The sequence below is a fragment of the Streptomyces sp. NPDC002619 genome (assembly GCF_042889305.1).
Taxonomy (GTDB): domain Bacteria; phylum Actinomycetota; class Actinomycetes; order Streptomycetales; family Streptomycetaceae; genus Streptomyces.
Map to the genome: position 1 here is coordinate 79089 of NZ_JBIAQV010000017.1, position 23971 is coordinate 103059.

Sequence of the window (23971 nt, forward strand, 5' to 3'; positions counted from 1 at the left end):
ACGCCCAACCGGAATGGCCCGAAGTTGCATCGGCGACCCGGGACATACCGATGACGGGGGGCGACACCCAGGCGTTCCCGGAGACCGGAAGGACGGGCGTCTTCGGGGGCGGCCGGGAGGAACGAGGCGGCGCAGTGCCGCCGGGTTCCGGGAAGGCCGGCAGGACGCCGGCCGGCGCCGACGAGACCGCCGTACTGTCGAGAGCGCGGGAGGCGCGGGACGGCCGTACCGGTACCGCTGCCGATCCGACCGCGGTGCTGAGTGCCTCGGGTACAGCCGGGCCGTCCGGCTCTCTCCGTGACCCTTGGGGCGACTCCCTCGCGGCCACCGTCCCCGGCGGCGACGACGCGACCCACGACCCGCACGAGGTCACGATCCAGCTCGACGCCGTACAACTGGGCGACACGCGCCTGCGCCCGGCCACCGGCTCACCGGTCGGCGGCGGCCAGGACGGTTCCGACGGCCCGGTGTTCGTGGACGCGTCGGGGCGGCGCAGTCGCCGGTTCCGCCGGCTCGGCATGCTCGTCGGCGTGGCCTGCGCCGTCTACGCCGTCGTCATCGTCGCCACCCTGATGTCCGGCAGCTCCGACGCGCCCTGGCTGCCCGTACCGGGCCAGAACGTGGACAAGCCCGCCGGCCAGGTCGACACCCCCCCGCTCCCCGCCGAGTCCATGCAGCCCTCCGGCAGCGGCAGCGCCTCGCCCGGGGTCTCCCCGACCGCGAGCGACGGCGCGCCCCCGTCGCCTGGCGTCGGCGGGACCACACCCGGCACCGGCAGCAGCTCCGGCAAGCCCGGCACCGCCGGCGACCCCGAGCCGACGGCGACGAAGACCGCGTCGAGCACCACCGGGGGCGGCGGTACGTCCACGAAGCCCAAGCCGCCCTCCTCGGACCCGTCCTCCCCGGCCTCGCCCGACCCGAGCCCGCCCGTGGACACCGACCCCTCGCCCGACCCGTCCGAGTCCTCGGCCACAGGCGGCGCCGGCGCCGTCAGCGGAAACGGCTCCCTGGCCCACGGCCCGTCCACCCCGATGCCCATCGCCGAGGAGCCCGGCGCCCCGGCCTCGTCCGCGACCTACCTGTCCCCGGAGCACACCCTCTGATGGCAACCCGCACCCGCCGTCAAGGGGCCGCGACCGCAGCCCCCGACGGCTCCCGGCGCCGCCGCCTGCCCATGCGCCTGACGCTGCCGCTGCTCGTCCTCACCGCCCTGATGGCGATGCTGATGCTGCGCGGCTACGTCCACAGCGAGATCCTCGCCGACCACCGCATCCAGCCCGAGGCCGCCACCGACAAGGTGCCGGAGAAGATCCTCGACGGCGGCCCGGTCATCGACACCCGCAGCGGCCGTACGACCAGCATGGGCGTCCCCGACCGCCGACTCGTCCTCACCTTCGACGACGGCCCCGACCCGACCTGGACCCCGAAGGTCCTGGACGTGCTGAAGAAGCACCACGCGCACGCGGTCTTCTTCGTCACCGGCACCATGACCTCCCGCTACCCGGACCTGGTCAAGCGCATGGTGGATGAGGGGCACGAGGTCGGCCTGCACACCTTCAACCACCCCGACCTGTCCTACCAGTCCAAGGGCCGCATCGACTGGGAGCTGTCCCAGAACCAGCTGGCGATCACCGGCGCGGCCGGTATCCGTACCTCCCTCTTCCGCCCCCCGTACTCCTCCTTCGCCGACGCCATGGACGACAAGTCCTGGCCGGTGACCGAGTACATCGGCACCCGCGGCTACATCACCGTCGTCAACAACACGGACAGCGAGGACTGGAAGAAGCCCGGAGTCGACGAGATCATCCGCCGGGCCACCCCGCACGACGGCAAGGGCGCGATCGTCCTGATGCACGACTCCGGCGGCGACCGCCACCAGACCGTGCAGGCCCTGGACAAATTCCTGCCCGAACTCCAGGCGCAGGGCTACCAGTTCCAGAACCTGACCGAGGCACTCGGCGCACCCAGCGCGCTCACCCCGGTCACCGGTGTCGACCTGTGGAAGGGCAAGGCGTGGATCTTCCTGGTCCAGGCCTCCGACGACATCACGGGCGTGCTGGTCGTCTGCCTCGCGGTGGTCGGCGCCCTGGTCATCTCCCGCTTCGTCCTGATGCTCCTGCTCTCGGGCATCCACGCACGCCGGGTGCGCCGCAAGGGCTTCAGCTGGGGACCGCCGATCACCGAGCCGGTGTCGGTGCTCGTCCCGGCGTACAACGAGGCCAAGTGCATCGAGAACACGGTCCGTTCGCTGATGGCGAGCGAACACCCCATCGAGATCATCGTCGTCGACGACGGTTCGACGGACGGCACGGCACGGATCGTAGAGGCGATGGCCCTGCCGAACGTCCGGGTCGTACGACAGATGAACGCGGGCAAACCGGCGGCCCTCAACCGGGGCCTGGCGAACGCGAGTCACGACCTGATCGTGATGATGGACGGCGACACGGTCTTCGAACCGCCCACGGTCCGCGAACTGGTGCAGCCCTTCGGCGACCCGCGCGTGGGCGCGGTCGCGGGCAACGCCAAGGTCGGCAACCGCGATTCCCTCATCGGCGCCTGGCAGCACATCGAGTACGTGATGGGCTTCAACCTCGACCGCCGCATGTACGACATCCTGCGCTGCATGCCCACGATCCCCGGCGCGGTGGGCGCATTCCGCCGCTCCGCCCTGGAACGGGTCGGCGGCATGAGCGACGACACGCTGGCCGAGGACACGGACATCACGATGGCCCTGCACCGCGACGGCTGGCGTGTGGTCTACGCCGAGAACGCACGGGCCTGGACGGAGGCCCCCGAGACGGTCCAGCAGCTCTGGTCCCAGCGCTACCGCTGGTCGTACGGCACCATGCAGGCGATCTGGAAACACCGCCGCGCCTTGGTGGACAAGGGCCCGTCGGGCCGCTTCGGCCGTGTAGGCCTGCCGCTGGTATCACTCTTCATGGTGGTGGCCCCGCTACTGGCCCCACTGATCGACGTATTCCTCCTGTACGGCGTGGTGTTCGGCCCGACGCAGAAGACGATCGTGGCCTGGCTCGGCGTGCTGGCCATCCAGGCGATCTGCGCGGCGTACGCCTTCCGCCTGGACCGCGAACGCATGACCCACCTGATCTCGCTCCCCCTGCAACAGATCCTCTACCGCCAACTCATGTACGTCGTCCTGCTCCAGTCCTGGATCACGGCCCTGACCGGCGGCCGCCTGCGCTGGCAGAAACTGCGCCGCACGGGTGTGGTCGAGGCGCCGGGCGGCCCGGTGCCGCGCCGGCGGACGCATGACAGTGGTGATCGGAGGCCGGTGGGATGACGCAGGGATACACGACGGGGCCTGTGGGCCCGCTAGAACATATGGCGCCGGTCGCTGACGCTGGACCGAGCCTCTCGACCCCCACTCCTGTCAAACCCTCGGGCCGAGACCGCTACTTGGACCTCCTCCGCTCGATAGCCCTGGTCCGGGTCGTGGTCTACCACCTCTTCGGCTGGGCGTGGCTGACGGTGCTGTTCCCCTCCATGGGCGTGATGTTCGCGCTGGCGGGCTCCCTGATGGCACGGTCTCTGAGCCGACCGCCCCTGAGCGTGATCAAGAGCAGGGTGCGAAGGCTGCTGCCTCCGCTCTGGGCGTTCAGCGCGGTGGCGCTGGCGCTGATGTTCGCCGGCGGCTGGAACCCGGTGAAGGACCCGGACAACGGCGGCACCTGGGGCCTCGTCAAGCTGATCGACTACATCATCCCGATCGGCGCCCCGCCGTTCCCCTGGCACGTCGGCTCCAAGTCGGGCCTGCTGGAGGACACTTGGGCGGTACAGGCGGCGGGCCCGCTGTGGTACCTGCGGGCGTACCTCTGGTTTGTGGTCGCGTCTCCGCTTTTGCTGTGGGCGTTCCGCAAGGCCCCGTGGCCGACGCTGCTGGCCCCGCTGGGCCTGACGGCGATCGTAGGCACGGGTCTGGTGTCGATCCCCGGCGAGACGGGCAACGCGATCACGGACTTCGCGGTGTACGGCGGCTGCTGGGTCCTGGGCTTCGCCCACCACGAGGGCGTACTGGCCCGCGTCCCCCGCTATGTCGCGGTGTCCTGCTCGGCGCTGGTGATGGCGTTCGCCCTGTGGTGGGCGTCGGGCCATCTGGGCCCCGACGGCTGGGACCTGAACGACATCCCGCTGGCGCAGGCGATGTGGTCCTTCGGTTTTGTGGTCATCCTGTTGCAGTACTCCCCGTCGTGGCAGGAACTCCCGGGCAGACTGGCCCGCTGGGACAAGTTGGTGACGCTCTCCAACAACCGAGCGGTGACGATCTACCTCTGGCACAACCTCCTGATCATGGCCACGGTCCCGATCATCGACCAGGCGTACAACCTCCCGTTCATGGAGAACGACCGAGCGACGGCGGCCCTCGACTCCACCTACATGCTCTGGATGTTCTTCCTGGTCTGGCCCCTGATAGGCCTCACGATCGTGGCGTTCGGCTGGATCGAGGACATCGCGGCGAAGCGCAGCCCGAGGCTTTGGCCGAACGGGGTGAAGCGGGGCGGGGGCCGGAGGAGGGTCTGAGCGCACCTGCTCCCCGCAACACCCCGGCAACGCACGGCTGTTGCATTGTCACGGAATGACAACTACCGCCGCGCTCTGACCCAGGGATAGGCACCGAATCGCCCCGCTATGCGCACTCCGGCATGGCGGGGCGTCGCTTATCGCCCTGGTGTGCCCATGCCGGATCCGGATACCGTATCGGCTGTTTCTCGGCCCCCCAACCGCCCCACCAGGAGCCCACCGTGACCCGCCGTTCCCGCCTGCTCACGACAGCCGCCGCCGGCGCGACGGCCGCACTTCTGCTTGCCGGATGTGGCGGGGGTGACGGTGATTCCAAGGCCAAGGACAAGATTGCGGGGGCGGACACGGGGGAGACGGCGTCGGCTTCGCCGAGTGCTTCGGCGTCCTCGTCCAGCGGTCGCCCGAAGATCACCTTCCCATCCGGGGTCAAGAACGTCTTCGAGGACACGAAGTCCGGAGACGCGACGAAGGACGCGGTTCTCGCGGACAGTGCTCTGAGCGTCAACTCCGTGGACGAGGCGATTTTCAAGGGGAGCACCAGCACAGAGGCGCTCGGCTTCTACAACGCCGGTAAGGCTCTGAGCTCGTCGATCACCTATGTGCAGGGGTACATCGACGACGGTGACACCTGGGTCGGTGAGACCCGCTACTTCGACCGCAAGGTCACGCTCTCCGGAGCCAAAGAGGCATACGTCACCTACTGCTCTGACGAGAGCAAGTCCTTCATCAAGGTGAAGAAGACCGGCAAGGTCAAGAACACGCCGACGACCGCGGACAGCTACGTGCTTTACCACACCACGCTTGCCCAGAACGCCGCCGGCGTCTGGCAGACCACCAATGTTGTGTCTAACCGGGGGGCCAAGGAATGCCAGCCGTAGGAAAGTTGGCGCGGATCGCAGCGGTTGTATCGATAGTTTGTGTTCCCTTGTTCGTACTTCAGCCGGCCTACGCGGGCGGACGCGGTGAGGACGGAAGCCGCGGTGAGACAGAACAGAACGCGAACAGCAGCGACGACGGCACCGTCTCCGTGACGGTCGGGGGTGTCGTCTTCGACCGCTCCAAGAATGGCAGCGGAAACTCCACGGGCGCACTGACGCCGACCACGTCCTGGACACCGCCCGCCTGTTGGTATGCGCCGAAATACACCCCCGATCAGCTGAAGAACTACCTGGAACCGATCTGGCAGGCCGGCTCGACCGGCGACCAGTGGGACCTGGAGCAGCGCAACAGGTACGTCAACGGGCAGCCCTACAAGGACTTCAACAAGGACAAGGCCGACGACGGCTACTGGTGGGACTCGTACGTCGACGAGAGCTTCCCGCCCGGTTGGGACAAGTGCGACAAGCCCATCTTCTGGGTGGACAAGGGTGACCCGCCGCCGGCGAACATCAAGAATGCCGTCACGCCAGAGATCCTGGCCGAACTCGCGTACAACGAGATTCGCGTACCTGGTACCAAGGTGACTCTGGCTCCCGCCAACACCACCAAGGTCAACCTCCCGACCTGGGCCTGGCTGGACGCCGCGGACTTCAAGCCGGTGTCGGTCACCGCGTCCGTGCCGGCCATCGGCATCTCGGCGACCGCGACGGCGGAACCGATCTCGCTCAAGATTGACCCGGGTACCTCGGATGCGGTGACCTATCCGGCGTCGGGCGTCTGCGGGCTCAACGGCAGCAGCATCGGCGAGCCGTACGCCAAGGGCAAGGCGGACCGGACGCCACCCTGTGGGGTGAAATACCTGCGTTCGTCCGGGAACGGCTCGTACCCGCTCAAGGCCACGGTCACCTGGAAGATCACCTGGACCGGCACGGGTGGCGCGGGCGGACGCCTGGACGACGGCATGTTCGGGGCCAACCAGGATGTGGTGGTGCAGGAGATTCAGGCCGTCAACCGGTGAGATGGGCCTGATACGGCGCTAGGCGGACCTGGCCATGTGACGCGGATGCGACTGGCCAGGTCCGGCCATAAGCGGATAGCTTCGTTCCGTATCCATGCACGTGGGAGAGGGGAACGGGCATCCGTGGTGTCACACCCTCAGAATCGCCTGTCTGAGGCGGCCACCGTGCGCCGCTCCCGTGGGCACGGCTGCGTGGGCACGCAGATGCAGCCGCTCGATCACCTGCGCGAGGTCAGCGACACGGTGAAGACCGAAGAGCGCCTGCGTACGAGACGAAGCTCGCCCAGGTGGAGGGTGCGACGGTGAGGTGGGGGCCGGTGGTGTTCTTCGAGTCCCGGATTTGGATGGTGGTCGGGGCCGCGGCTATCTCGACGCAGTTGGAGGCGTCGCCGCTGTACGAGGACTTCTGCCAGTGGTGCATGGACATTTCCTGTACCTCTCAGAGATGGTGCGCGATGCGGTGGATGAGGTCGCGGGATGCTTCGGGGCTCAGGGCGCTTGCCTCCATGCGGTCGACCACTGATCGGTATTTGCTCAACTGCGCTTCACCGTCCAGGAATTCGCAGCCGTGATGGGTGTCCAGCTGCACAGTGTCAAGTTGTGGAACCGCTCCCCTGACGTAGTCGATTCCTTGCCCGGTGCCGTGGAAGCTCGCGTTACCAAAAGGGATGGCCCGGACCGTGACATTGGCGAGTTCACTCATGTCGACGAGGTGCTTTAGCTGCGCGGCTGCGACGTCTCGGCCGCCGAATCCCATTCTGAGCGCCGCCTCGTGAATGGTCGCCGTGTAGGGAGTGGGATTGTCCCGGTGAAGGATGCCTTGTCGCTTGATGCGATGGGTAAGGCGGTGCTCGATCTCGTATTGCTGGAGTGGTGGGAAGACCGTACGGAAGAGGGCACGGGCGTGGTCGGTGGTCTGAAGCAGGGCTGGGATGTGGATGACCAGGGCTACGCGCAACTCGGCCGCGTAGTGTTCCAGTTCGGCCAGATCGATCAGCCCTGCTGGCAGGTGCTCCCGGTATTCGTCCCACCAGCCGCGTGTACGCCCGCCCGTCATCGCGGCCAAAGCGTCGATCAGCGCGGTGTCGGCGCAGCTGTACGTGCGGGCGAAGGTGCGTACGCGATCAGCACTCACGGCGTAGCGGCCCGACTCGATGTTGCTGATCTGCGCCTGCTTGAGGCCGAGTTGCTCGGCGGCCACAGTAGATGTCAGTCCTGAATGCTCCCGGAGCTTGCGCAACTCGGCACCGAGGCGTTGCTGGCGCAGCGTGGGGGTGGTGCTGGGTGGCACTGAGGCCTCTCTCGTCAGCGGCGTTTCCCGTGGGTCACCCACACGAGGGAACTGGCAAGACTTTCTCTCGATCAATGTCAATTATTACATCGCTTTGCCTATGATGGTTCCTCGTCGCCCAACTGGCCTCGTCCCTAAGCCGGAAGCGCACCAGCCCAGGCACTGCCACCGCTGGACGGAGTCGTTGCGCGAATTCAAGTCCCCCCTCGTAGGAGCCGTTCATGGTCACCGTAACCCTGCCCGACACCTGGGTGTACGCCCTCCGACTGCCCCATGACCCCCGCGCCGCACGTGTCGCACGTATGACCGTGCGGGCCGCTCTCGGTGGGCATGGGCGGCATGAAGTGCTCGACGTGGTCGAGTTGTTGACCTCCGAGCTCGTCACCAATGCCTACCTGCACGCCAAAGGGCCGGCCTCACTGCGCTTGACCGCGCTCGAGGGAGGGCGGCTGCGAGTCGGGGTGTGGGATTCTCACCCCCACATTCCCGCTCCCTTCGACAGGCCTCCCGGTGAGCGCCTTCCGCCTGCCCCGGTCGACGCCGGCAGCGGACGCGGGCTGTGCCTCGTACAGCAGTACGCCGATTCGTGGGGCGGCTGGCCGCTCGGGGACGATCTGCTCGGGCGAGGGGCGGGAAAGTTGTTGTGGTTCGAAGTGGGTGGAGCGTCCGCTGGCACGGCGTCGGCGGGTTGACTGTTCTATGCCGCTCGCTCGGGCGAAGGCTGTGGTCCAGGACGAGCGGTGGATCAAGTTGAGCGTGTCGCCGACGCGTCCGGGGGAAGGCCCCGGAACGCCGTCACCGGACGCCACAGGCCGCTGAAGTCGCGGACTCCGAAGAGGCAGGCGAAGGACTCCTGGTCCCTCGTCAGGCCAAGGGGGGAGGGGCTGATTGCCGACGTCCAGGCCGTTTTGCCGCGCTCGAGGTTCGGGGTCCCCCGGCAACGGCCGCCGCACCACCTCTCAAGCCCCCACACCTCAGGGTGAGAGCAACGTTCCCTTCCAGTCACCCACAGCCACAGACCGGAAACGCGTCCTCCCTACCTTCGGGACTCATCACCGCTCATCCCCCCGAACCGCCCGAGCCCGGAGTCCGTGGAGGCGTCATGACAGCCCCTAGTCCCAGTACGGCCGCCGCAGTCCCCGCGCCCCCTCCCCGGGGTGGACGTTGGATCCAGCAGTGGGAACCCGAGGACGAGACCTTCTGGAAGGAGACCGGGGAGAAGATCGCCCGGCGGAATCTGCTCTTCTCCGTGCTGTCCGAGCACATCGGGTTCTCCGTGTGGACCCTGTGGTCCGTGCTCGTTCTCTTCATGGGGCCGGAGTACGGGCTCACCCCCGCCGACAAGTTCCTGCTGACGTCGATGGTCACGCTCGTCGGGGCCGTCGTCCGGGTGCCGTACACCTTCGCCGTCGCCGTGTTCGGCGGGCGGAACTGGACGATCATCTCGGCGGGCCTCCTGCTCATCCCCACCGTCGCCGCCTTCCTCGTCATGGAGCCGGGGACGTCCTTCGAAACCTTCCTGTGGGTCGGGCTGCTCGCCGGCATCGGTGGCGGGAACTTCGCGTCGAGCATGACCAACATCAACGCCTTCTTTCCGCTCAGGAAGAAGGGGTGGGCCCTCGGGCTCAACGCCGGCGGTGGCAACATCGGCGTGCCCGTCATCCAGCTCGTCGCCCTCGCGATCATCGGGGCCGGTGGCGGGCCGCGTGTGCTGCTCGGCGTCTACATTCCGCTGATCGTCGTCGCCGCCGTACTCGCCGCTCTGTTCATGGACAACATCGCCTCCGTCCGCAACGACACCGGCGCCGCCAAGGACGCCGCGAAGGACGCCCACACCTGGATCATGTCCTTCCTCTACGTCGGCACCTTCGGGTCGTTCATCGGGTACAGCTTCGCCTTCGGGCAGGTGCTGACCAACCAGTTCGGGCGTACGCCGCTCCAGGCCGCCTACCTCACCTTCATCGGGCCGCTGCTCGGCTCCCTCATCCGGCCCGTCGGCGGCTGGCTCGCCGACCGGTACGGCGGCGCGAAGATCACCCTCTACAACTACATCGGCATGGCCGTGGCCACCGCCGTCCTCGTCGTCGCCAGCATGCAGAAGTCGCTGCCGCTGTTCGTCTCCGTCTTCGTCGTGCTGTTCGTGCTCACCGGGCTCGGCAACGGGTCGACGTACAAGATGATCCCCGGGATCTTCCAGGCGAAGGCCCTGGCCAAGGGGATGGCGGGGGACGAGGCCGCGAGCTACGGGCGGCGGCTTTCCGGCGCCTCCATGGGGCTCATCGGGGCGGTCGGCGCGCTCGGTGGCGTCGGCATCAACCTCGCCTTCCGGCAGTCCTTCCTCTCCTACGGCTCCGGCACGGGCGCGTTCGTCGCCTTCCTCGCCTTCTACGCCGCCTGCTTCGTGGTCACCTGGGCCGTATACCTTCGCCGGTCGGCCACACAGGCCCCCGCGAAGGTTGCCACAGAGGCGAAGCCGCAGCTCAGCTATGCCGAGGTGTGACGTAACACCGGCGACATCAAGCCGAACCGAGCCTGTCACGCACCGTTGACAGGCTCGTTCGTCATGCGGCCCAGCTAGGAGAGCCATGTACGACGAACAGCAGCGACCGGAACACGGACCCCTGGCGGGATTCACCGTGGGTGTCACGGCCGCGCGCCGCGCCGACGAACTCGGGGCTCTCCTTCAGCGGCGCGGCGCCACCGTGCTCCACGCGCCCGCTCTGCGCATCGTGCCGCTGGCCGACGACGGTGAACTGCTCGCCGCCACCAAGGAGATCATCGGCCAGGTGCCCGACGTGGTCGTGGCCACGACCGCCATCGGGTTCCGGGGGTGGGTCGAGGCCGCCGACGGGTGGGGGGTCGGGGAGCAGTTGCTCGGGCGGTTGCGTGGGGTGGAACTGCTCGCTCGTGGGCCCAAGGTCAAGGGGGCGATCCGGGCCGCGGGGCTGACCGAGGAGTGGTCGCCGTCGAGCGAGTCCATGGCCGAGGTGCTCGACCGGTTGCTGGAGGAAGGTGTCGACGGGCGCCGTATCGCCGTACAGCTGCACGGGGAGCCGCTGCCAGGGTTCGTGGAGTCGTTGCGGGCCGGGGGAGCCGAGGTGGTTCCGGTGCCGGTGTACCGGTGGATGCCACCGGAGGACATCGGGCCCGTGGACCGGCTGCTCGACGCGACCGTCTCGCGCGGGCTTGACGCGCTCACCTTCACCAGCGCGCCCGCCGCGGCGTCGCTGCTGTCGCGGGCCGAAGTGCGGGGGTTGCTGGGCGAGTTGCTCGCCGCGCTCCATCATGACGTGCTGCCCGCGTGCGTCGGGCCGGTCACCGCGCTGCCGTTGCAGGCGCAGGGCGTCGACACGGTGCAGCCCGAGCGCTTCCGGCTCGGGCCGCTCGTACAGCTGCTGTGCCAGGAACTGCCGGGGCGGGCCCGGGCGTTGCCGATCGCCGGGCACCGGGTGGAGATCCGGGGGCATGCGGTGCTGGTGGACGGGGACCTGAAGCCGGTGCCGCCGGCGGGCATGTCGCTGCTGCGGGCGCTGTCGCGGCGGCCGGGGTGGGTGGTGGCGCGGGCCGAACTGCTGCGGGCGTTGCCGGGTGCCGGGCGTGATGAGCACGCTGTGGAGACTGCGATGGCCCGGTTGCGTACGGCGCTCGGGGCGCCGAAGTTGATCCAGACCGTGGTCAAGCGGGGGTACCGCCTGGCGCTGGATCCGGCGGCCGACGCCAAGTATGCCGACGCGTGACGGTCACGGAGTTCGCGGCAGCTTCAGCGACGGTCGTGCTCCATTGGTGGGAAGCAGTGGTCTTTCATGCCGGTGCCGTGGTCGTGGCTCCGGCCGCGGGCGGGCCAGGAGGACACGATCGTTGGCGACTGTGTCCCACCGGGGGCGGCAGCCGAAGGAGAGCGAACCGTGAGCCAGCAGCAGCCGAGTTTCGAACGCGACATCCGACCCCTGTTCCGGCCGAAGGACATCGAATCGATGTCGGCGGCTTTCGATCTGTCCTCCTATCAGGACGTGCGCGCCAACGCCGACAAGATCTACCAGGCGCTCTCGGAGGGCGAGATGCCCTGCGACGGAGCCTGGCCGGCCGAACAGGTGCAGGGATTCCACGCCTGGATGGAGGCCGGCTGCCCCGACTGAGCCGCTGAGCACAACGGCGGTACGAGGGGTTCCGGCCGCGCGAGCGGGCAGGCACTGTGGGAGAGGGAACGGTTCCCCTGTCCTAGGCGGTGACAGGCACATGGCACTGGGTACGGCCACGGCCCCCTACGAGCTGCGGTTCGACGCCGGGCGGATCTGTCTGGATCTCCTGGCCACCACCCACCCCGAGGAACGGCTCGACTCCCTGGAGCCGCTGCGCGCCTGGATCGTGGGCTGCGGGCTCGTCCCGGCGGGCACCCCGCTGGCCCACGCCGACGCCGCCTGGCTGGTGGACTTTCGTGAACTGCGGGGCCAGATCGGGCAGTTGGTGAGGGTCGGGTTCGCGGCGGACGGACGGCCGTACGACCTGGCGCTCGCCCGCGTCAACGAGATCGCCCGTACCCCGCCGCCCGCCCCGCGCGCCGTATGCGGCGAGGACGGCACCCTCGTACGGGAGCTGGCCGGTCCGCCCGCGTGCGAGGCGCTGCTAGCGGCCGTCGCCCGGGACGCGGTGGAACTGCTGACCGATCCCGTCGCGCGGGCCGCCATCCGGCAGTGCGAGGGTGACTCCTGCCCGATCGTGTACCTGGACACGTCCCGGGGACGCCGGAGGCGCTGGTGCTCCAGTGAGGTCTGCGGCAACCGGGAGCGGGTCGCCCGGCATCGCCGACGGGCCGCCCTCGCCCGAGCCTGAACGGCCATGAAGGACCCTGAAGGGCCTGCTAGTGTCCGGTGCGCACCTTCCGTTCCGTGATTTCTGAAGCCCGCTCGAAGTGATTTCGGCAACACCGTGTTTGTCTCTGGCGTCACACGGGCACCCAGGCGCCTCCGGCGATGTGTCGGAAATGCAAAGATCGCACGGTGGGAATGTGCTGCCATGTCCCTCTCGCCATGGCACGCAAGAGAAAACTGTCACCCAGGTTTGAACACGATGCGCCCTGCGCCCGTACCCGTGGACGAGCGACCGACTGGGGGAACCCCCGGACATCGGAGGTGGGCGTGCGCAAGGATTCCGTCGTGGCCAATGAACGTGGATCGAGGGCCCGGCATCGCATGTCCCAGCCCTCGGAGCCTGACGAGGAGCTGATGCGTGCCCTGTACCGCGAGCACGCCGGACCCCTCCTCGCGTATGTCCTGCGGCTGGTCGCCGGTGATCGCCAGCGAGCAGAGGACGTTGTGCAGGAGACGCTCATCCGTGCCTGGAAGAACGCCGGTCAGCTCAATCGGGCGACCGGATCGGTACGCCCCTGGCTGGTGACGGTCGCACGGCGCATCGTCATCGACGGCCACCGCAGCCGGCAGGCCCGGCCGCAGGAGGTCGATCCGTCGCCGCTGGAGGTCATCCCCGCGGAGGACGAGATCGACAAGGCGCTGTGGCTGATGACGCTGTCTGACGCGCTCGACGACCTGACCCCGGCCCACCGGGAGGTGCTCGTCGAGACGTATTTCAAGGGGCGTACCGTCAATGAGGCGGCCGAGACGCTCGGAATACCCAGCGGCACTGTCCGTTCCCGGGTGTTCTACGCCCTTCGATCGATGAAGCTGGCACTGGAGGAGCGGGGGGTGACGGCGTGATGAGTGTGTACGGGGGAATGCGAGGATTTGGTGCGGGTGGTCCGGGTGACACTGGACCCATGCAGGGATCTCCTGGCGCGAACGAGCACGAGACCGTCGGCGCCTACGCGCTCGGCATTCTCGACGACGCCGAGGCGACCGCATTCGAGGCCCATCTCGCCGGCTGCGAGTGGTGCGCCCAGCAGCTCGACGAGCTCGCCGGGATGGAGCCGATGCTGGCCGCGCTCGCGGACCTGCCGGGTGCCGGCAGTACGCCCGCGATCGGGGAGTCGCTGTCCGCGAAGCCCAGTCCGCGGCTGGTGGAGAAGCTGGTCGACGAGGTCTCGGAGCGCCGCGCGCTCAAGCGCCGCCGCAGCTTCTACATGATCGCCGCCGCGGCCGCGCTGATCATCGCCGGTCCGCTCGCCGTCGTCGCGGCCACCGGAGGCTCGGACAACGGCAACGACACCATGGCGACGGGACCCGCGCAGGCGGCCTTCCAGACCATGACGGACAAGACGACGGCGACGGACCCGGCGACCCATGTCACCGCCACGGTCGCCGTGGAGAAGAAGGCCTGGGGCACCCACGCGGTCCTCCAGCTCAAGAACGTCACCGGCCCGAAGAAGTGTTCGCTCATCGCCGTCGGCAAGAACGGCGAACGCGAGACGGTGACCTCCTGGTCCGTCCCGGACTGGGGCTACGGCATCGCGAACGCCAAGTCGGACGAGGCCAAGAACCCTCTCTACGTCCACGGCGGCGCCGCCTTCACCCCCAACCAGATCGACCACTTCGAGGTCATGACCTTCGACGGCAAGAAGCTCGTGGACGTCGACGCGTAGACAAACGGGCCTGTCCCTCGGGCAGGCCCGTAGCCTCCGTGGCCCCCCTTCGCGTACGGTTGACGGCTGCCCAGCACGTCAGAAGGGGGCCCGGTGGCCGCTCAGGCTCAACAATCTGCGGTCGGCTCGGTTCACGTCCACGATTCCGTACGGGACCGAGAGATCAGCGTCGAACAGGAACACCTGGACCGGGTGTACCGGCGGCTCGAGGAGAAGATCCACGAGGCCGAGTTCCTCATGAACGACGCGGCCCAGCGCGGCCACGTCGGCACGCCCGGTGCGCTCGCCGAGCGGGACGCGCAGGTCTTCCGGGCCGGTGTCCACCTCAACCGGCTCAACAACGAGTTCGAGGACTTCCTCTTCGGGCGGATCGACCTGCTCCTCGGCAAGGACGGGAAGAAGGGGCCCGACGGCGCCTACACGGCCGTAGAGCCCGCGGACGGTGCCGTGCGCGCCGACAACACCGCCGACATCGCCGAGACCCTGCACATCGGCCGCATCGGTGTCCTCGACGAGGACTACGCACCGCTGGTCATCGACTGGCGGGCGCCCGCCGCCGCGCCGTTCTACCGGTCCACTCCGGTCGATCCGGGCCGGGTCGTACGCCGCCGGGTCATCCGCTCCAAGGGGCGCCGCGTCCTCGGTGTCGAGGACGACCTGATGCGCCCCGAGCTGACCGCCCGCCTCGACGGCGACGAGTTGCCCGTCATCGGCGACGGCGCCCTGATGGCCGCCCTCGGCCAGGCCCGCACGCACACCATGCGGGACATCGTCGCCTCCATCCAGGCCGAGCAGGACCTGGTCATCCGCGCCCCCGCCGCCTCCGTGACGTACGTCGAGGGCGGGCCGGGCACGGGCAAGACGGCCGTGGCGCTGCACCGGGCCGCCTACCTCCTCTACCAGGACCGGCGGCGGTACTCGGGCGGCATCCTGATCGTCTCGCCGACCCCGCTGCTCGTGGCGTACACCGAGGGCGTGCTGCCCTCCCTCGGCGAGGAGGGCCAGGTCGCCATCCGGGCGATCGGCTCGCTCGTCGACGGCGTCGAGGCCAGGTTGTACGACTCCCCGTCGGTGGCCCGCGCCAAGGGGTCGTACCGCATGCTCAAGGTGCTGCGGAAGGCGGCCCGGGGCGCGCTGGAACTCGGCCCGTCCGGTCGTCGGGGCGCGTCCGGTGCCGGGCAGCTCGCCCTCGGCGGCACCGACGCGACGCCGCAGGCCCCCGCCGGCCCGCCCACCCGTCTCCGCGTCGTCGCCTTCGGGCGCCGTATCGAGCTGGAGTCGGCCGAGCTGGAGCGCATCCGGCGCAGCGCCCTCGGCGGCACCGCGCCCGTCAATCTGCTGCGTCCCCGGGCCCGCAAGCTGCTCCTGGACGCCCTGTGGGCGCAGTCCGGCGCGGCCGGCCGGCACTCGGACCCGGAGCTGGCCGCCGAGCTCAGGTCGTCGTTCGACGAGGACATCACCTTGGAGGACTCCTTCATCGAGTTCCTCGACGCCTGGTGGCCCGAGCTGACCCCGAAGGCCGTGCTCTCGGCGATGGCCGACGAACGCCGCCTCGGCCGCTGGGCCCGCCGGATCCTGAACCCCGGCGAGGTGCGCAGGGTCGCGCGGTCGCTTCGCCGGGACGGACACTCCGTGCACGACATCGCCATGCTGGACGAACTCGAGGCGATCCTCGGCTCCCCGGCCCGCCCGAAGAAGAAGCGCGAGCTGGACCCGCTGGACCAGCTCACCGGCCTCGAGGAGCTGATGCCGGTCCGCGAGGAGTCGCAGCGCGAGCGGGCCGAGCGGCTCGCGCAGGAACGCACCGAGTACGCGCACGTCATCGTCGACGAGGCGCAGGACCTCACGCCGATGCAGTGGCGCATGGTCGGCCGTCGCGGCCGGCACGCCACATGGACGGTCGTCGGCGACCCGGCCCAGTCCTCCTGGTCCGACCCGGACGAGGCGGCCGAGGCGAGGGACGAGGCCCTGGGCACGCGACCGCGCCGCCGCTTCCAGCTCACCGTGAACTACCGCAACCCGGCCGAGATCGCCGAGCTGGCCGCCAAGGTGCTCGCCCTCGCCATGCCCGGCTCGAAGTCCCCGTCGGCCGTACGCTCCACCGGGGTCGAGCCGCACTTCAGCGCCGTTCGGGAGTCGCTGGAGAAGACCGTGCGCGCGGAGGCCGAGCGACTGCTCGACCTGGTCGACGGCACGGTCGGCGTGGTCGTCGCCATGAACCGGCGCGCGGAGGCCGCCCGCTGGCTCGCCGGGCTCGGCGACCGGGTGGTGGCGCTCGGCAGCCTGGAGGCGAAGGGTCTGGAGTACGACGCGACGGTCGTCGTCTCGCCCGCGGAGATCGCCGACGAGTCACCGGCCGGCCTGCGGGTGCTGTACGTCGCGCTGACCCGGGCGACGCAGCAGCTGACGGTCGTGTCGGGCGAGCGGGACGAGCCGGACGCCGCCGGAGTGCCGGATCTGCTGAGGGATTGATTCAAGTGAACCGGCCGTACGGGAATGGCCTTACGGGATCCGTTTGTTAGCCTGGCTGTGACACCGGCTCGATCCAAGCCCCCGGGCCCAACCTTAGTCGCTGCGAGCGACCACTTGCCGCGAGGCGAGCATGGCGGGTCGGTGTCTTGAACACAGGGGAGAGGCCCACGTCATGTGTGATGTGGGCCTCTTTCCTTGCCTGATCCACTCTCGTATGGTGGAAACAGTTTTCCGAAAACTGTACCTGTGCGTACCTGTTCGTGAACAAAACGTCCGCAATCCGGGGCGGCTACCACGTACTCGGGGGTAGGTGCGACGATCGGACGGCACAACTCGCGACACGGTGAAAGCAGAGGAAGTCGGCCATGGCAACGGCGCCCAGCGTCTCCTACTCGATGACCATCCGGCTGGAGGTGCCCGCGAGCGGAACCGCCGTCTCGCAGCTCACCACCGCCGTGGAGTCCTCCGGAGGCTCGGTGACCGGCCTCGACGTCACCGCGTCCGGTCACGAGAAGCTCCGAATCGACGTCACGATCGCGGCCACCTCGACCGCCCACGCCGACGAGATCGTGAGCAAGCTCCGCGGCATCGAGGGCGTCACCCTCGGCAAGGTCTCCGACCGTACGTTCCTCATGCACCTCGGCGGCAAGATCGAGATGCAATCCAAGCATCCCATCCGCAACCGTGACGACCTGTCCATGGTCTACACGCCGGGTGTGGCCCGCGTCTGCATGGCGATCGCCGAGAACCCCGAGGACGCCCGCCGCCTCACGATCAAGCGCAACTCCGTTGCGGTCGTGACGGACGGCTCCGCGGTTCTGGGCCTCGGCAACATCGGCCCCAAGGCCGCGCTGCCCGTCATGGAGGGCAAGGCGGCCCTCTTCAAGCGGTTCGCCGGCATCGACGCCTGGCCGCTCTGCCTCGACACCCAGGACACCGACGCGATCGTCGAGATCGTCAAGGCGATCGCCCCCGGGTTCGCCGGTATCAACCTCGAGGACATCTCCGCGCCCCGCTGCTTCGAGATCGAGGCGCGGCTGCGCGAGGCCCTCGACATCCCCGTCTTCCACGACGACCAGCACGGCACCGCGATCGTCGTCCTCGCCGCCCTGAAGAACGCACTTCGCGTCACGGGCAAGGCAATTGAGAACATCCGGGTCGTGATGTCCGGCGCCGGCGCGGCCGGTACGGCCATCCTCAGGCTGCTGCTCGCCGCGGGCGTCAAGAACGCCGTCGTCGCCGACATCCACGGCGTCGTGCACGCCGGCCGCGAGGACCTGGTGGGCGCCGCCGCCGACTCGCCGCTGCGCTGGATCGCCGGCAACACCAACCACGAGGGCCTGACCGGCACGCTCAAGGAAGCCGTGCGCGGAGCGGACGTCTTCATCGGCGTCTCGGCGCCGAACGTCCTCGACGGCGACGACGTGGCCGCCATGGCCGAGGACGCCATCGTGTTCGCGCTCGCGAACCCGGACCCCGAGGTCGACCCGGCAATCGCCCGTCAGACGGCGGCGGTTGTGGCCACCGGCCGCTCCGACTTCCCCAACCAGATCAATAACGTACTGGTGTTCCCGGGCGTCTTCCGCGGCCTTCTCGACGCCCAGTCCCGTACGGTCAACACGGAGATGATGCTCGCCGCCGCGCAGGCCCTGGCCGACGTGGTGAGCGAGGACGAGCTGAACCCGAACTACATCGTGCCGAGCGTCTTCAACGACAAGGTCGCCGGAGCGGTCGCGGGTGCGGTGCGCGAGGCCGCCAAGGCGGCCGGGGCGGCGTCCTAGCCGTCACGGACTGTGCAGGGGCTGTGAGGATCGACACGGCAGCCCCCGCACCGGCGCGTCGTGGAACCGCGCGCCGCCGGGCACCCTCTATGGTGACGGCCAGGCTCAGGCCTTTCGTGTGACTCCCAAGGGTGTTCTCACGACTGCTGCGGGTGCCGGATTGGCTTTCCCGCCGCAGGTAGGGGCAGGATGCGTGACAGGGCGCAAAGGTCCTACGAGGGACCCGGGTCCGGGAACTGTCCGAGGACCCTGGCAGCATCGGCTTGGCCGTGCCCATCATGCGGCTCCGCCGCGTGGCACGCCTCAACGGCAAGAAGAACACGGGAGTAACAAAATGAACCGCAGTGAGCTGGTGGCCGCGCTGGCCGACCGCGCCGAGGTGACCCGCAAGGACGCCGACGCCGTGCTGGCCGCGTTCGCCGAGGTCGTCGGCGACATCGTCTCCAAGGGCGACGAGAAGGTCACCATCCCCGGCTTCCTGACCTTCGAGCGCACCCACCGTGCCGCTCGCACCGCGCGCAACCCGCAGACCGGCGAGCCGATCAACATCCCGGCCGGCTACAGCGTGAAGGTCTCCGCGGGCTCGAAGCTGAAGGAATCGGCCAAGGGTAAGTAAGCGCTCCGCTTCGGGCGTCGAGGGCAGCTGCCAGTCCCTTGTGGCTGGTCGCGCCCACGCGGCGGAGCCGCAGATTGACACTGCCCCGTGCCCCTTGGGGCGCTGCCCAGCGAGGGCGTGAAGAAGTACCGCCGTCGAGGGGCGTGAAGAAAAGCCGATGGGGCGGTCACCCGGGTCCGGGTGGCCGCCCCATCGGCGTACCGACGACCTACCCGAGCGCCTTGCCCGGCAGTTCCACCTTCGCGCCCAGCTCCACGAGCTTCTCCATGAAGTTCTCGTAGCCGCGGTTGATCAGTTCGATGCCGTGGACGCGGGACGTGCCCTGGGCCGCCAGGGCAGCGATGAGGTACGAGAAGCCGCCGCGGAGGTCCGGGATGACCAGGTCGGCGCCCTGCAGGCGGGTGGGGCCCGAGACGACCGCCGAGTGCAGGAAGTTGCGCTGGCCGAAGCGGCAGTCGGAGCCGCCGAGGCACTCGCGGTAGAGCTGGATGTGCGCGCCCATCTGGTTGAGCGCGGAGGTGAAGCCGAGACGGGACTCGTACACCGTCTCGTGGATGATCGACAGGCCCGTCGCCTGGGTCAGGGCGACCACCAGCGGCTGCTGCCAGTCGGTCTGGAAGCCGGGGTGCACGTCCGTCTCCAGCGCGATGGACTTCAGCTGGCCGCCGGGGTGCCAGAAGCGGATGCCCTCGTCGTCGATCTCGAAGGCGCCGCCCACCTTCCGGTAGGTGTTGAGGAACGTCATCATCGAGCGCTGCTGGGCGCCGCGGACGTAGATGTTGCCCTCGGTCGCCAGCGCCGCCGACGCCCAGGACGCGGCCTCCAACCGGTCCGGCAGGGCACGGTGGGCATAGCCGCCGAGCTTGTCCACGCCGGTGATGCGGATCGTGCGGTCGGTGTCCATCGCGATGATCGCGCCCATCTTCTGCAGAACGCAGATGAGGTCCTCGATCTCCGGCTCGACGGCCGCGTTGGACAACTCCGTGACGCCCTCGGCCAGTACGGCCGTCAGCAGCACCTGCTCGGTCGCGCCCACGGACGGGTACGGCAGTCGGATCTTCGTGCCCCGCAGGCCCTTCGGCGCCTCCAGGTACTGCCCGTCGGCCCGCTTCTCGATGGTCGCGCCGAACTGCCGCAGCACGTCGAAGTGGAAGTCGATCGGCCGGCCGCCGATGTCGCAGCCGCCCAGACCCGGGATGAACGCGTGCCCGAGACGGTGCAGAAGAGGGCCGCAGAACAGGATCGGGATCCGGCTCGAACCCGCGTGGGCATCGATGTCAGCGACGTTCGCGCTCTCCACGTGCGTGGGATCCAGGACCAGTTCGCCCGGCTCCTCGCCCGGACGGACCGTCACCCCGTGCAGCTGCAGCAGGCCGCGTACGACACGGACGTCACGAATGTCCGGAACGTTGCGCAGTCGGCTCGGCCCACTGCCCAGCAGCGCGGCGACCATGGCCTTCGGTACGAGGTTCTTCGCACCGCGGACCCGGATCTCGCCCTCCAGCGGGGTTCCGCCGTGGACAAGCAGTACGTCGTCAGAGCCGTTGACGGTCATGAATCTCGCGTTCCGTGGAGTGGGGCAGGACCAGAGAGAGACAGAGTAATCGCCGCCGACCCCCCTGCCGTAAGCCCAAGTGCGGTCCAGCTACGTCATAGCTGTGTCACAACACGAACCGTTCCGTTTCGGGCACATGGGGTCACTGCCCGCGCCGTGCGCCGGTACCGCATTCTTGGGCCCTCCCGTCTCCCGCCACCACTCTCATACGTGGCCTTACCAGGCCGCCCCTTCAAATCAAGCTGCATTCACTCGCGTACCCGTATTGGCTCCCCCATCCGCGGGAAGATGCGGGATCATGTCTGGCATGACCGAGGTGTCCTCGCTCACAGGGCGGTTGCTCGTGGCAACGCCCGCCCTGGCGGACCCGAACTTCGACCGTGCGGTGGTGCTCCTTCTCGACCACGACGAGGAGGGCTCCCTCGGTGTCGTCCTCAACCGTCCGACCCCGGTGGACGTGAGCGACATCCTGGAGGCCTGGGCCGACCTCGCAGGCGAGCCCGGCGTCGTCTTCCAGGGCGGCCCGGTGTCACTGGACTCGGCGCTCGGTGTCGCGGTCATCCCCGGCGGGACGTCCGGCGACCGGGCCCCGCTCGGCTGGCGCCGGGTGCACGGCGCGATCGGCCTCGTGGACCTGGAGGCCCCGCCCGAACTGCTCGCCTCGGCCCTCGGCTCCCTGAGAATCTTCGCCGGATACGCCGGCTGGGGCCCCGGCCAGCTGGAGGACGAGCTGGTGGACGGCGCCTGGTATGTCGTCGAGTCCGAGCCCGGGGACGTTTCGTCGCCGTCCCCGGAGCGGTTGTGGCGGGAGGTGCTGCGCCGTCAGCGCAACGAGCTCGCGATGGTGGCCACGTATCCGGACGACCCTTCGCTCAACTGATACCGGTGAGCTTCAGTACCCTTGGCGGTATGAGCACTCTCGAGCCCGAGCGCGGGACTGGTACGGGAACCCTCGTAGAGCCGGCGCCACAGGTGTCCCACGGCGACGGCGATCACGAGCGCTTCGCCCACTACGTCCAGAAGGACAAGATCATGGCGAGCGCCCTCGACGGGACCCCCGTCGTGGCGCTGTGCGGCAAGGTGTGGGTGCCCGGCCGCGACCCGAAGAAGTACCCCGTGTGCCCCATGTGCAAGGAGATCTACGAGTCCATGGGCAGCGGTGGCGACGAGGGCAAGGACAAGGGCAAGAAGTAACCCCCTCCCTTCCCGGCCGAGACTCGCAGGGCCCCCGAGCACGCTTTGGCGTGTTCCGGGGGCCTTTGTGTGTCCGCCGGTCACAGAGTGGTGGAGACCTCTTGTCAGCATGTTCCTGTGGTCCATAGCCTCCATGGTGTTGTGCAGAGCGAAATCACCATTGCGTATGTTGCAACGCACGGCCTGCTGCGTCGGCAGAGGGAGGGGGAGGAGCTGTGCGCCTCGTGAATCTTGTGCGCGGCTTTTCACGGCCCGGATCACGTTCCTGATCACGTTCCTGGTGGCCCCGGATCGCCTTCTCGCTGCCCTTCACGATCCCGATGTCGCGGGTGTTCAGACGCTTTTCTCGCTCGTCTTCCCGGGCAAGTCTTCTTCGTACTCGTACAGCGACGACTGGTCTTCGGACCGGGCGGAGCGGTTAAGGACTGACGTGGTGGAACTGATTCCCGCGCCCGAGCGCATCCACTGGAACCAGCCCGGTTACGGGCGCTTGGACGAGAAGACGCGATTGGAGACGGGGCCCGGCACCGAGGGCGTCGCGCACTGGCTGCGAGCGGCGGTCGGTGCGGCGACCGGTTTCCCGCTTCCGGAGAGCGGCGACTCCCCCTTCCGTATCGTGCTGGGCATCGAGCCTGAACTGTCCTCGGAGGGCTACCGCGTCGTCATCGACGGCTCCGGCGTCCTGATTCGGGGCGGCAGCGCGGCCGGCGTCTTCTGGGGCGCGCAGACCTTCCGGCAGCTGCTCGGACCCGACGCGTTCCGGCGGGCTCCCGTACGCGAGGGGCAGGACTGGGACCTGCCCGAGATCACCGTCGAAGACAGCCCCCGCTTCCGCTGGCGCGGCCTCATGCTCGACGTCGCGCGGCACTTCATGCCCAAGGACGGCGTCCTGCGTTACCTGGACCTGATGGCCGCGCACAAACTCAACGTCTTCCACTTCCATCTGACGGACGACCAGGGCTGGCGCGTCGAGATCAAGCGGTACCCGAAGCTCACCGAGACCGGATCCTGGCGGGCGCGGACGAAATTCGGTCACCGGGCCTCGCCGCTGTGGGAGGAGAAGCCGCACGGGGGCTTCTACACCCAGGACGACATCCGGGAGATCGTCGCCTACGCCGCCGAGCGGCATATCACCGTCGTCCCCGAAATCGACGTACCGGGACACTCGCAGGCCGCCATCGCCGCGTATCCGGAACTCGGCAACACCGACGTCATCGACACAACCGCCCTCTCCGTCTGGGACAACTGGGGGATCTCTCCGAACGTACTCGCCCCCACTGACAACACCCTGCGCTTCTACGAAGGGGTCTTCGAGGAACTACTGGACCTGTTCCCCTCGGAGTTCGTTCACGTCGGCGGTGACGAATGCCTCAAGGACCAGTGGAAGCAGTCGCCCACGGCACAGGCCCGTATCCGCGAACTCGGCCTGGCCGACGAGGACGAGTTGCAGTCCTGGTTCATCGCGCACTTCGACCAGTGGCTCACCGCGCGCGGGCGCAGGCTCATCGGCTGGGACGAGATCCTGGAGGGCGGGCTGGCCAAGGGCGCCGCTGTGTCGTCCTGGCGTGGCTACGGGGGCGGGGTCGCCGCCGCACGGGCCGGGCACGACGTCGTCATGTGCCCCGAGCAGTACGTCTACCTGGACTACCGGCAGGCCGCCGGCGAGGACGAACCCGTACCGATCGCTTTCGTACGCACCCTGGAGGACGTGTACCGGTTCGAACCGGTTCCGTCCGAGCTGGACGAGGCGCAGGCCCGTCATGTGCTGGGCGCGCAGGCCAACGTGTGGACCGAGGTGATGGAGGATCACGCGCGCGTGGACTACCAGACGTTCCCCAGGCTGGCCGCGTTCGCCGAGGTGGCCTGGAGCCGCCTGCCCGCCCCCGCCGAACGGGACTTCGCGGAGTTCGAGGCGAGGATGGCCGTCCATTACCGGCGACTTGACGCCCTGGGCGTGGCCTACCGCCCGCCCGCCGGGCCCCGGCCCTGGCAGCGCCGCCCGGGAGTGCCCGGCCGCCCGCTCGACGGGCCGCCCCCGAACCGCTGACCGCTCGCGAGCCGCTGCCCCCCTCGCGCGCGTGCCGACCGAGCACG

Annotated in this window: 21 protein-coding genes; 18 read left to right on the forward strand and 3 right to left on the reverse strand. The window is 68.9% G+C overall.

Annotation, left to right across the window (positions count from 1 at the left end; translation table 11 throughout):
• Positions 1-50 precede the first annotated feature (50 nt).
• The 5 genes from ACFYXB_RS25230 (at position 51) to ACFYXB_RS25250 (ending at position 6436) form a co-directional block, all read left to right on the forward strand.
• A complete protein-coding gene (locus ACFYXB_RS25230; RefSeq protein WP_389586195.1) occupies positions 51-1103 on the forward strand; it encodes a hypothetical protein in 1053 nt (350 codons plus the stop codon).
• Positions 1103-3301 (forward strand): glycosyltransferase, encoded by a 2199-nt coding sequence (locus tag ACFYXB_RS25235; protein WP_389586197.1) that lies wholly within the window; start codon positions 1103-1105, stop codon positions 3299-3301. The genes ACFYXB_RS25230 and ACFYXB_RS25235 overlap by 1 nt, the downstream gene beginning before the upstream one ends.
• Positions 3298-4539, forward strand: coding sequence for an acyltransferase (locus ACFYXB_RS25240; protein WP_389586199.1), 1242 nt, complete (start codon positions 3298-3300; stop codon positions 4537-4539). Before ACFYXB_RS25235 ends, ACFYXB_RS25240 begins: the two co-directional genes overlap by 4 nt.
• 221 nt (positions 4540-4760) lie before the next feature.
• A complete protein-coding gene (locus ACFYXB_RS25245; RefSeq protein WP_389586202.1) occupies positions 4761-5417 on the forward strand; it encodes a hypothetical protein in 657 nt (218 codons plus the stop codon).
• A complete protein-coding gene (locus tag ACFYXB_RS25250) occupies positions 5405-6436 on the forward strand; it encodes a hypothetical protein (protein WP_389586205.1) in 1032 nt (343 codons plus the stop codon). Before ACFYXB_RS25245 ends, ACFYXB_RS25250 begins: the two co-directional genes overlap by 13 nt.
• 232 nt (positions 6437-6668) lie before the next feature.
• On the opposite strand, the gene ACFYXB_RS25255 is transcribed toward ACFYXB_RS25250, so the two are convergent.
• Together ACFYXB_RS25255 and ACFYXB_RS25260 are read right to left on the reverse strand one after the other, a co-directional pair.
• Positions 6669-6863 carry a DUF397 domain-containing protein gene (locus tag ACFYXB_RS25255; RefSeq protein ID WP_389586209.1) on the reverse strand — a complete coding sequence of 65 codons (195 nt, stop codon included), beginning with the start codon at positions 6861-6863 and terminating at the stop codon, positions 6669-6671.
• Positions 6864-6875: 12 nt separating this feature from the next.
• On the reverse strand, positions 6876-7727 hold the full coding sequence (locus ACFYXB_RS25260; protein ID WP_389586212.1) for a helix-turn-helix domain-containing protein: 852 nt from the start codon (positions 7725-7727) through the stop codon (positions 6876-6878).
• Between the two features lie 221 nt (positions 7728-7948).
• Between ACFYXB_RS25260 and ACFYXB_RS25265 the strand changes: the two genes are divergently transcribed.
• The 10 genes from ACFYXB_RS25265 to ACFYXB_RS25310 all read left to right on the forward strand — a co-directional run bounded on the left by ACFYXB_RS25265 (position 7949) and on the right by ACFYXB_RS25310 (position 19128).
• Positions 7949-8419: an ATP-binding protein gene (locus ACFYXB_RS25265; RefSeq protein WP_389586214.1), complete on the forward strand. Its 471-nt coding sequence runs from the start codon at positions 7949-7951 to the stop codon at positions 8417-8419.
• Positions 8420-8829: 410 nt separating this feature from the next.
• Positions 8830-10227 carry a nitrate/nitrite transporter gene (locus ACFYXB_RS25270; RefSeq protein ID WP_389586217.1) on the forward strand — a complete coding sequence of 466 codons (1398 nt, stop codon included), beginning with the start codon at positions 8830-8832 and terminating at the stop codon, positions 10225-10227.
• An 85-nt stretch (positions 10228-10312) separates the two neighbouring features.
• Positions 10313-11464 (forward strand): uroporphyrinogen-III synthase, encoded by a 1152-nt coding sequence (locus tag ACFYXB_RS25275; protein WP_389586219.1) that lies wholly within the window; start codon positions 10313-10315, stop codon positions 11462-11464.
• 168 nt (positions 11465-11632) lie between these two features.
• Positions 11633-11863, forward strand: a complete 231-nt coding sequence (locus ACFYXB_RS25280) for a hypothetical protein (RefSeq protein ID WP_389586221.1) — start codon at positions 11633-11635, stop codon at positions 11861-11863.
• 100 nt (positions 11864-11963) lie between these two features.
• Positions 11964-12557 (forward strand): CGNR zinc finger domain-containing protein, encoded by a 594-nt coding sequence (locus tag ACFYXB_RS25285; RefSeq protein ID WP_389586224.1) that lies wholly within the window; start codon positions 11964-11966, stop codon positions 12555-12557.
• A gap of 359 nt (positions 12558-12916) precedes the next feature.
• Positions 12917-13438, forward strand: a complete 522-nt coding sequence (locus ACFYXB_RS25290) for a sigma-70 family RNA polymerase sigma factor (RefSeq protein ID WP_010039908.1) — start codon at positions 12917-12919, stop codon at positions 13436-13438.
• The gene (locus tag ACFYXB_RS25295; protein WP_389586227.1) at positions 13438-14259 is read left to right on the forward strand and encodes an anti-sigma factor family protein; all 822 of its coding nucleotides are present in this window, start codon (positions 13438-13440) and stop codon (positions 14257-14259) included. The genes ACFYXB_RS25290 and ACFYXB_RS25295 overlap by 1 nt, the downstream gene beginning before the upstream one ends.
• Before the next feature lie 93 nt (positions 14260-14352).
• Positions 14353-16731, forward strand: coding sequence for a HelD family protein (locus tag ACFYXB_RS25300; protein WP_389586230.1), 2379 nt, complete (start codon positions 14353-14355; stop codon positions 16729-16731).
• 365 nt (positions 16732-17096) lie between these two features.
• Positions 17097-18512 (forward strand): NAD-dependent malic enzyme, encoded by a 1416-nt coding sequence (locus tag ACFYXB_RS25305; RefSeq protein WP_389586232.1) that lies wholly within the window; start codon positions 17097-17099, stop codon positions 18510-18512.
• 334 nt (positions 18513-18846) lie between these two features.
• Positions 18847-19128 (forward strand): HU family DNA-binding protein, encoded by a 282-nt coding sequence (locus ACFYXB_RS25310; RefSeq protein ID WP_121893988.1) that lies wholly within the window; start codon positions 18847-18849, stop codon positions 19126-19128.
• Between the two features lie 208 nt (positions 19129-19336).
• Here the strand turns inward: ACFYXB_RS25310 and murA are convergent, their stop codons facing one another.
• The gene (gene murA, locus ACFYXB_RS25315) at positions 19337-20683 is read right to left on the reverse strand and encodes a UDP-N-acetylglucosamine 1-carboxyvinyltransferase (protein WP_351347882.1); all 1347 of its coding nucleotides are present in this window, start codon (positions 20681-20683) and stop codon (positions 19337-19339) included.
• A 307-nt stretch (positions 20684-20990) separates the two neighbouring features.
• Between murA and ACFYXB_RS25320 the strand changes: the two genes are divergently transcribed.
• The 3 genes from ACFYXB_RS25320 (at position 20991) to ACFYXB_RS25330 (ending at position 23924) form a co-directional block, all read left to right on the forward strand.
• The gene (locus ACFYXB_RS25320; RefSeq protein ID WP_351347880.1) at positions 20991-21563 is read left to right on the forward strand and encodes a YqgE/AlgH family protein; all 573 of its coding nucleotides are present in this window, start codon (positions 20991-20993) and stop codon (positions 21561-21563) included.
• Positions 21564-21592: 29 nt separating this feature from the next.
• On the forward strand, positions 21593-21877 hold the full coding sequence (locus ACFYXB_RS25325; protein WP_351347878.1) for a DUF3039 domain-containing protein: 285 nt from the start codon (positions 21593-21595) through the stop codon (positions 21875-21877).
• A 430-nt stretch (positions 21878-22307) separates the two neighbouring features.
• The gene (locus ACFYXB_RS25330; protein ID WP_389586237.1) at positions 22308-23924 is read left to right on the forward strand and encodes a beta-N-acetylhexosaminidase; all 1617 of its coding nucleotides are present in this window, start codon (positions 22308-22310) and stop codon (positions 23922-23924) included.
• Positions 23925-23971 lie beyond the last annotated feature (47 nt).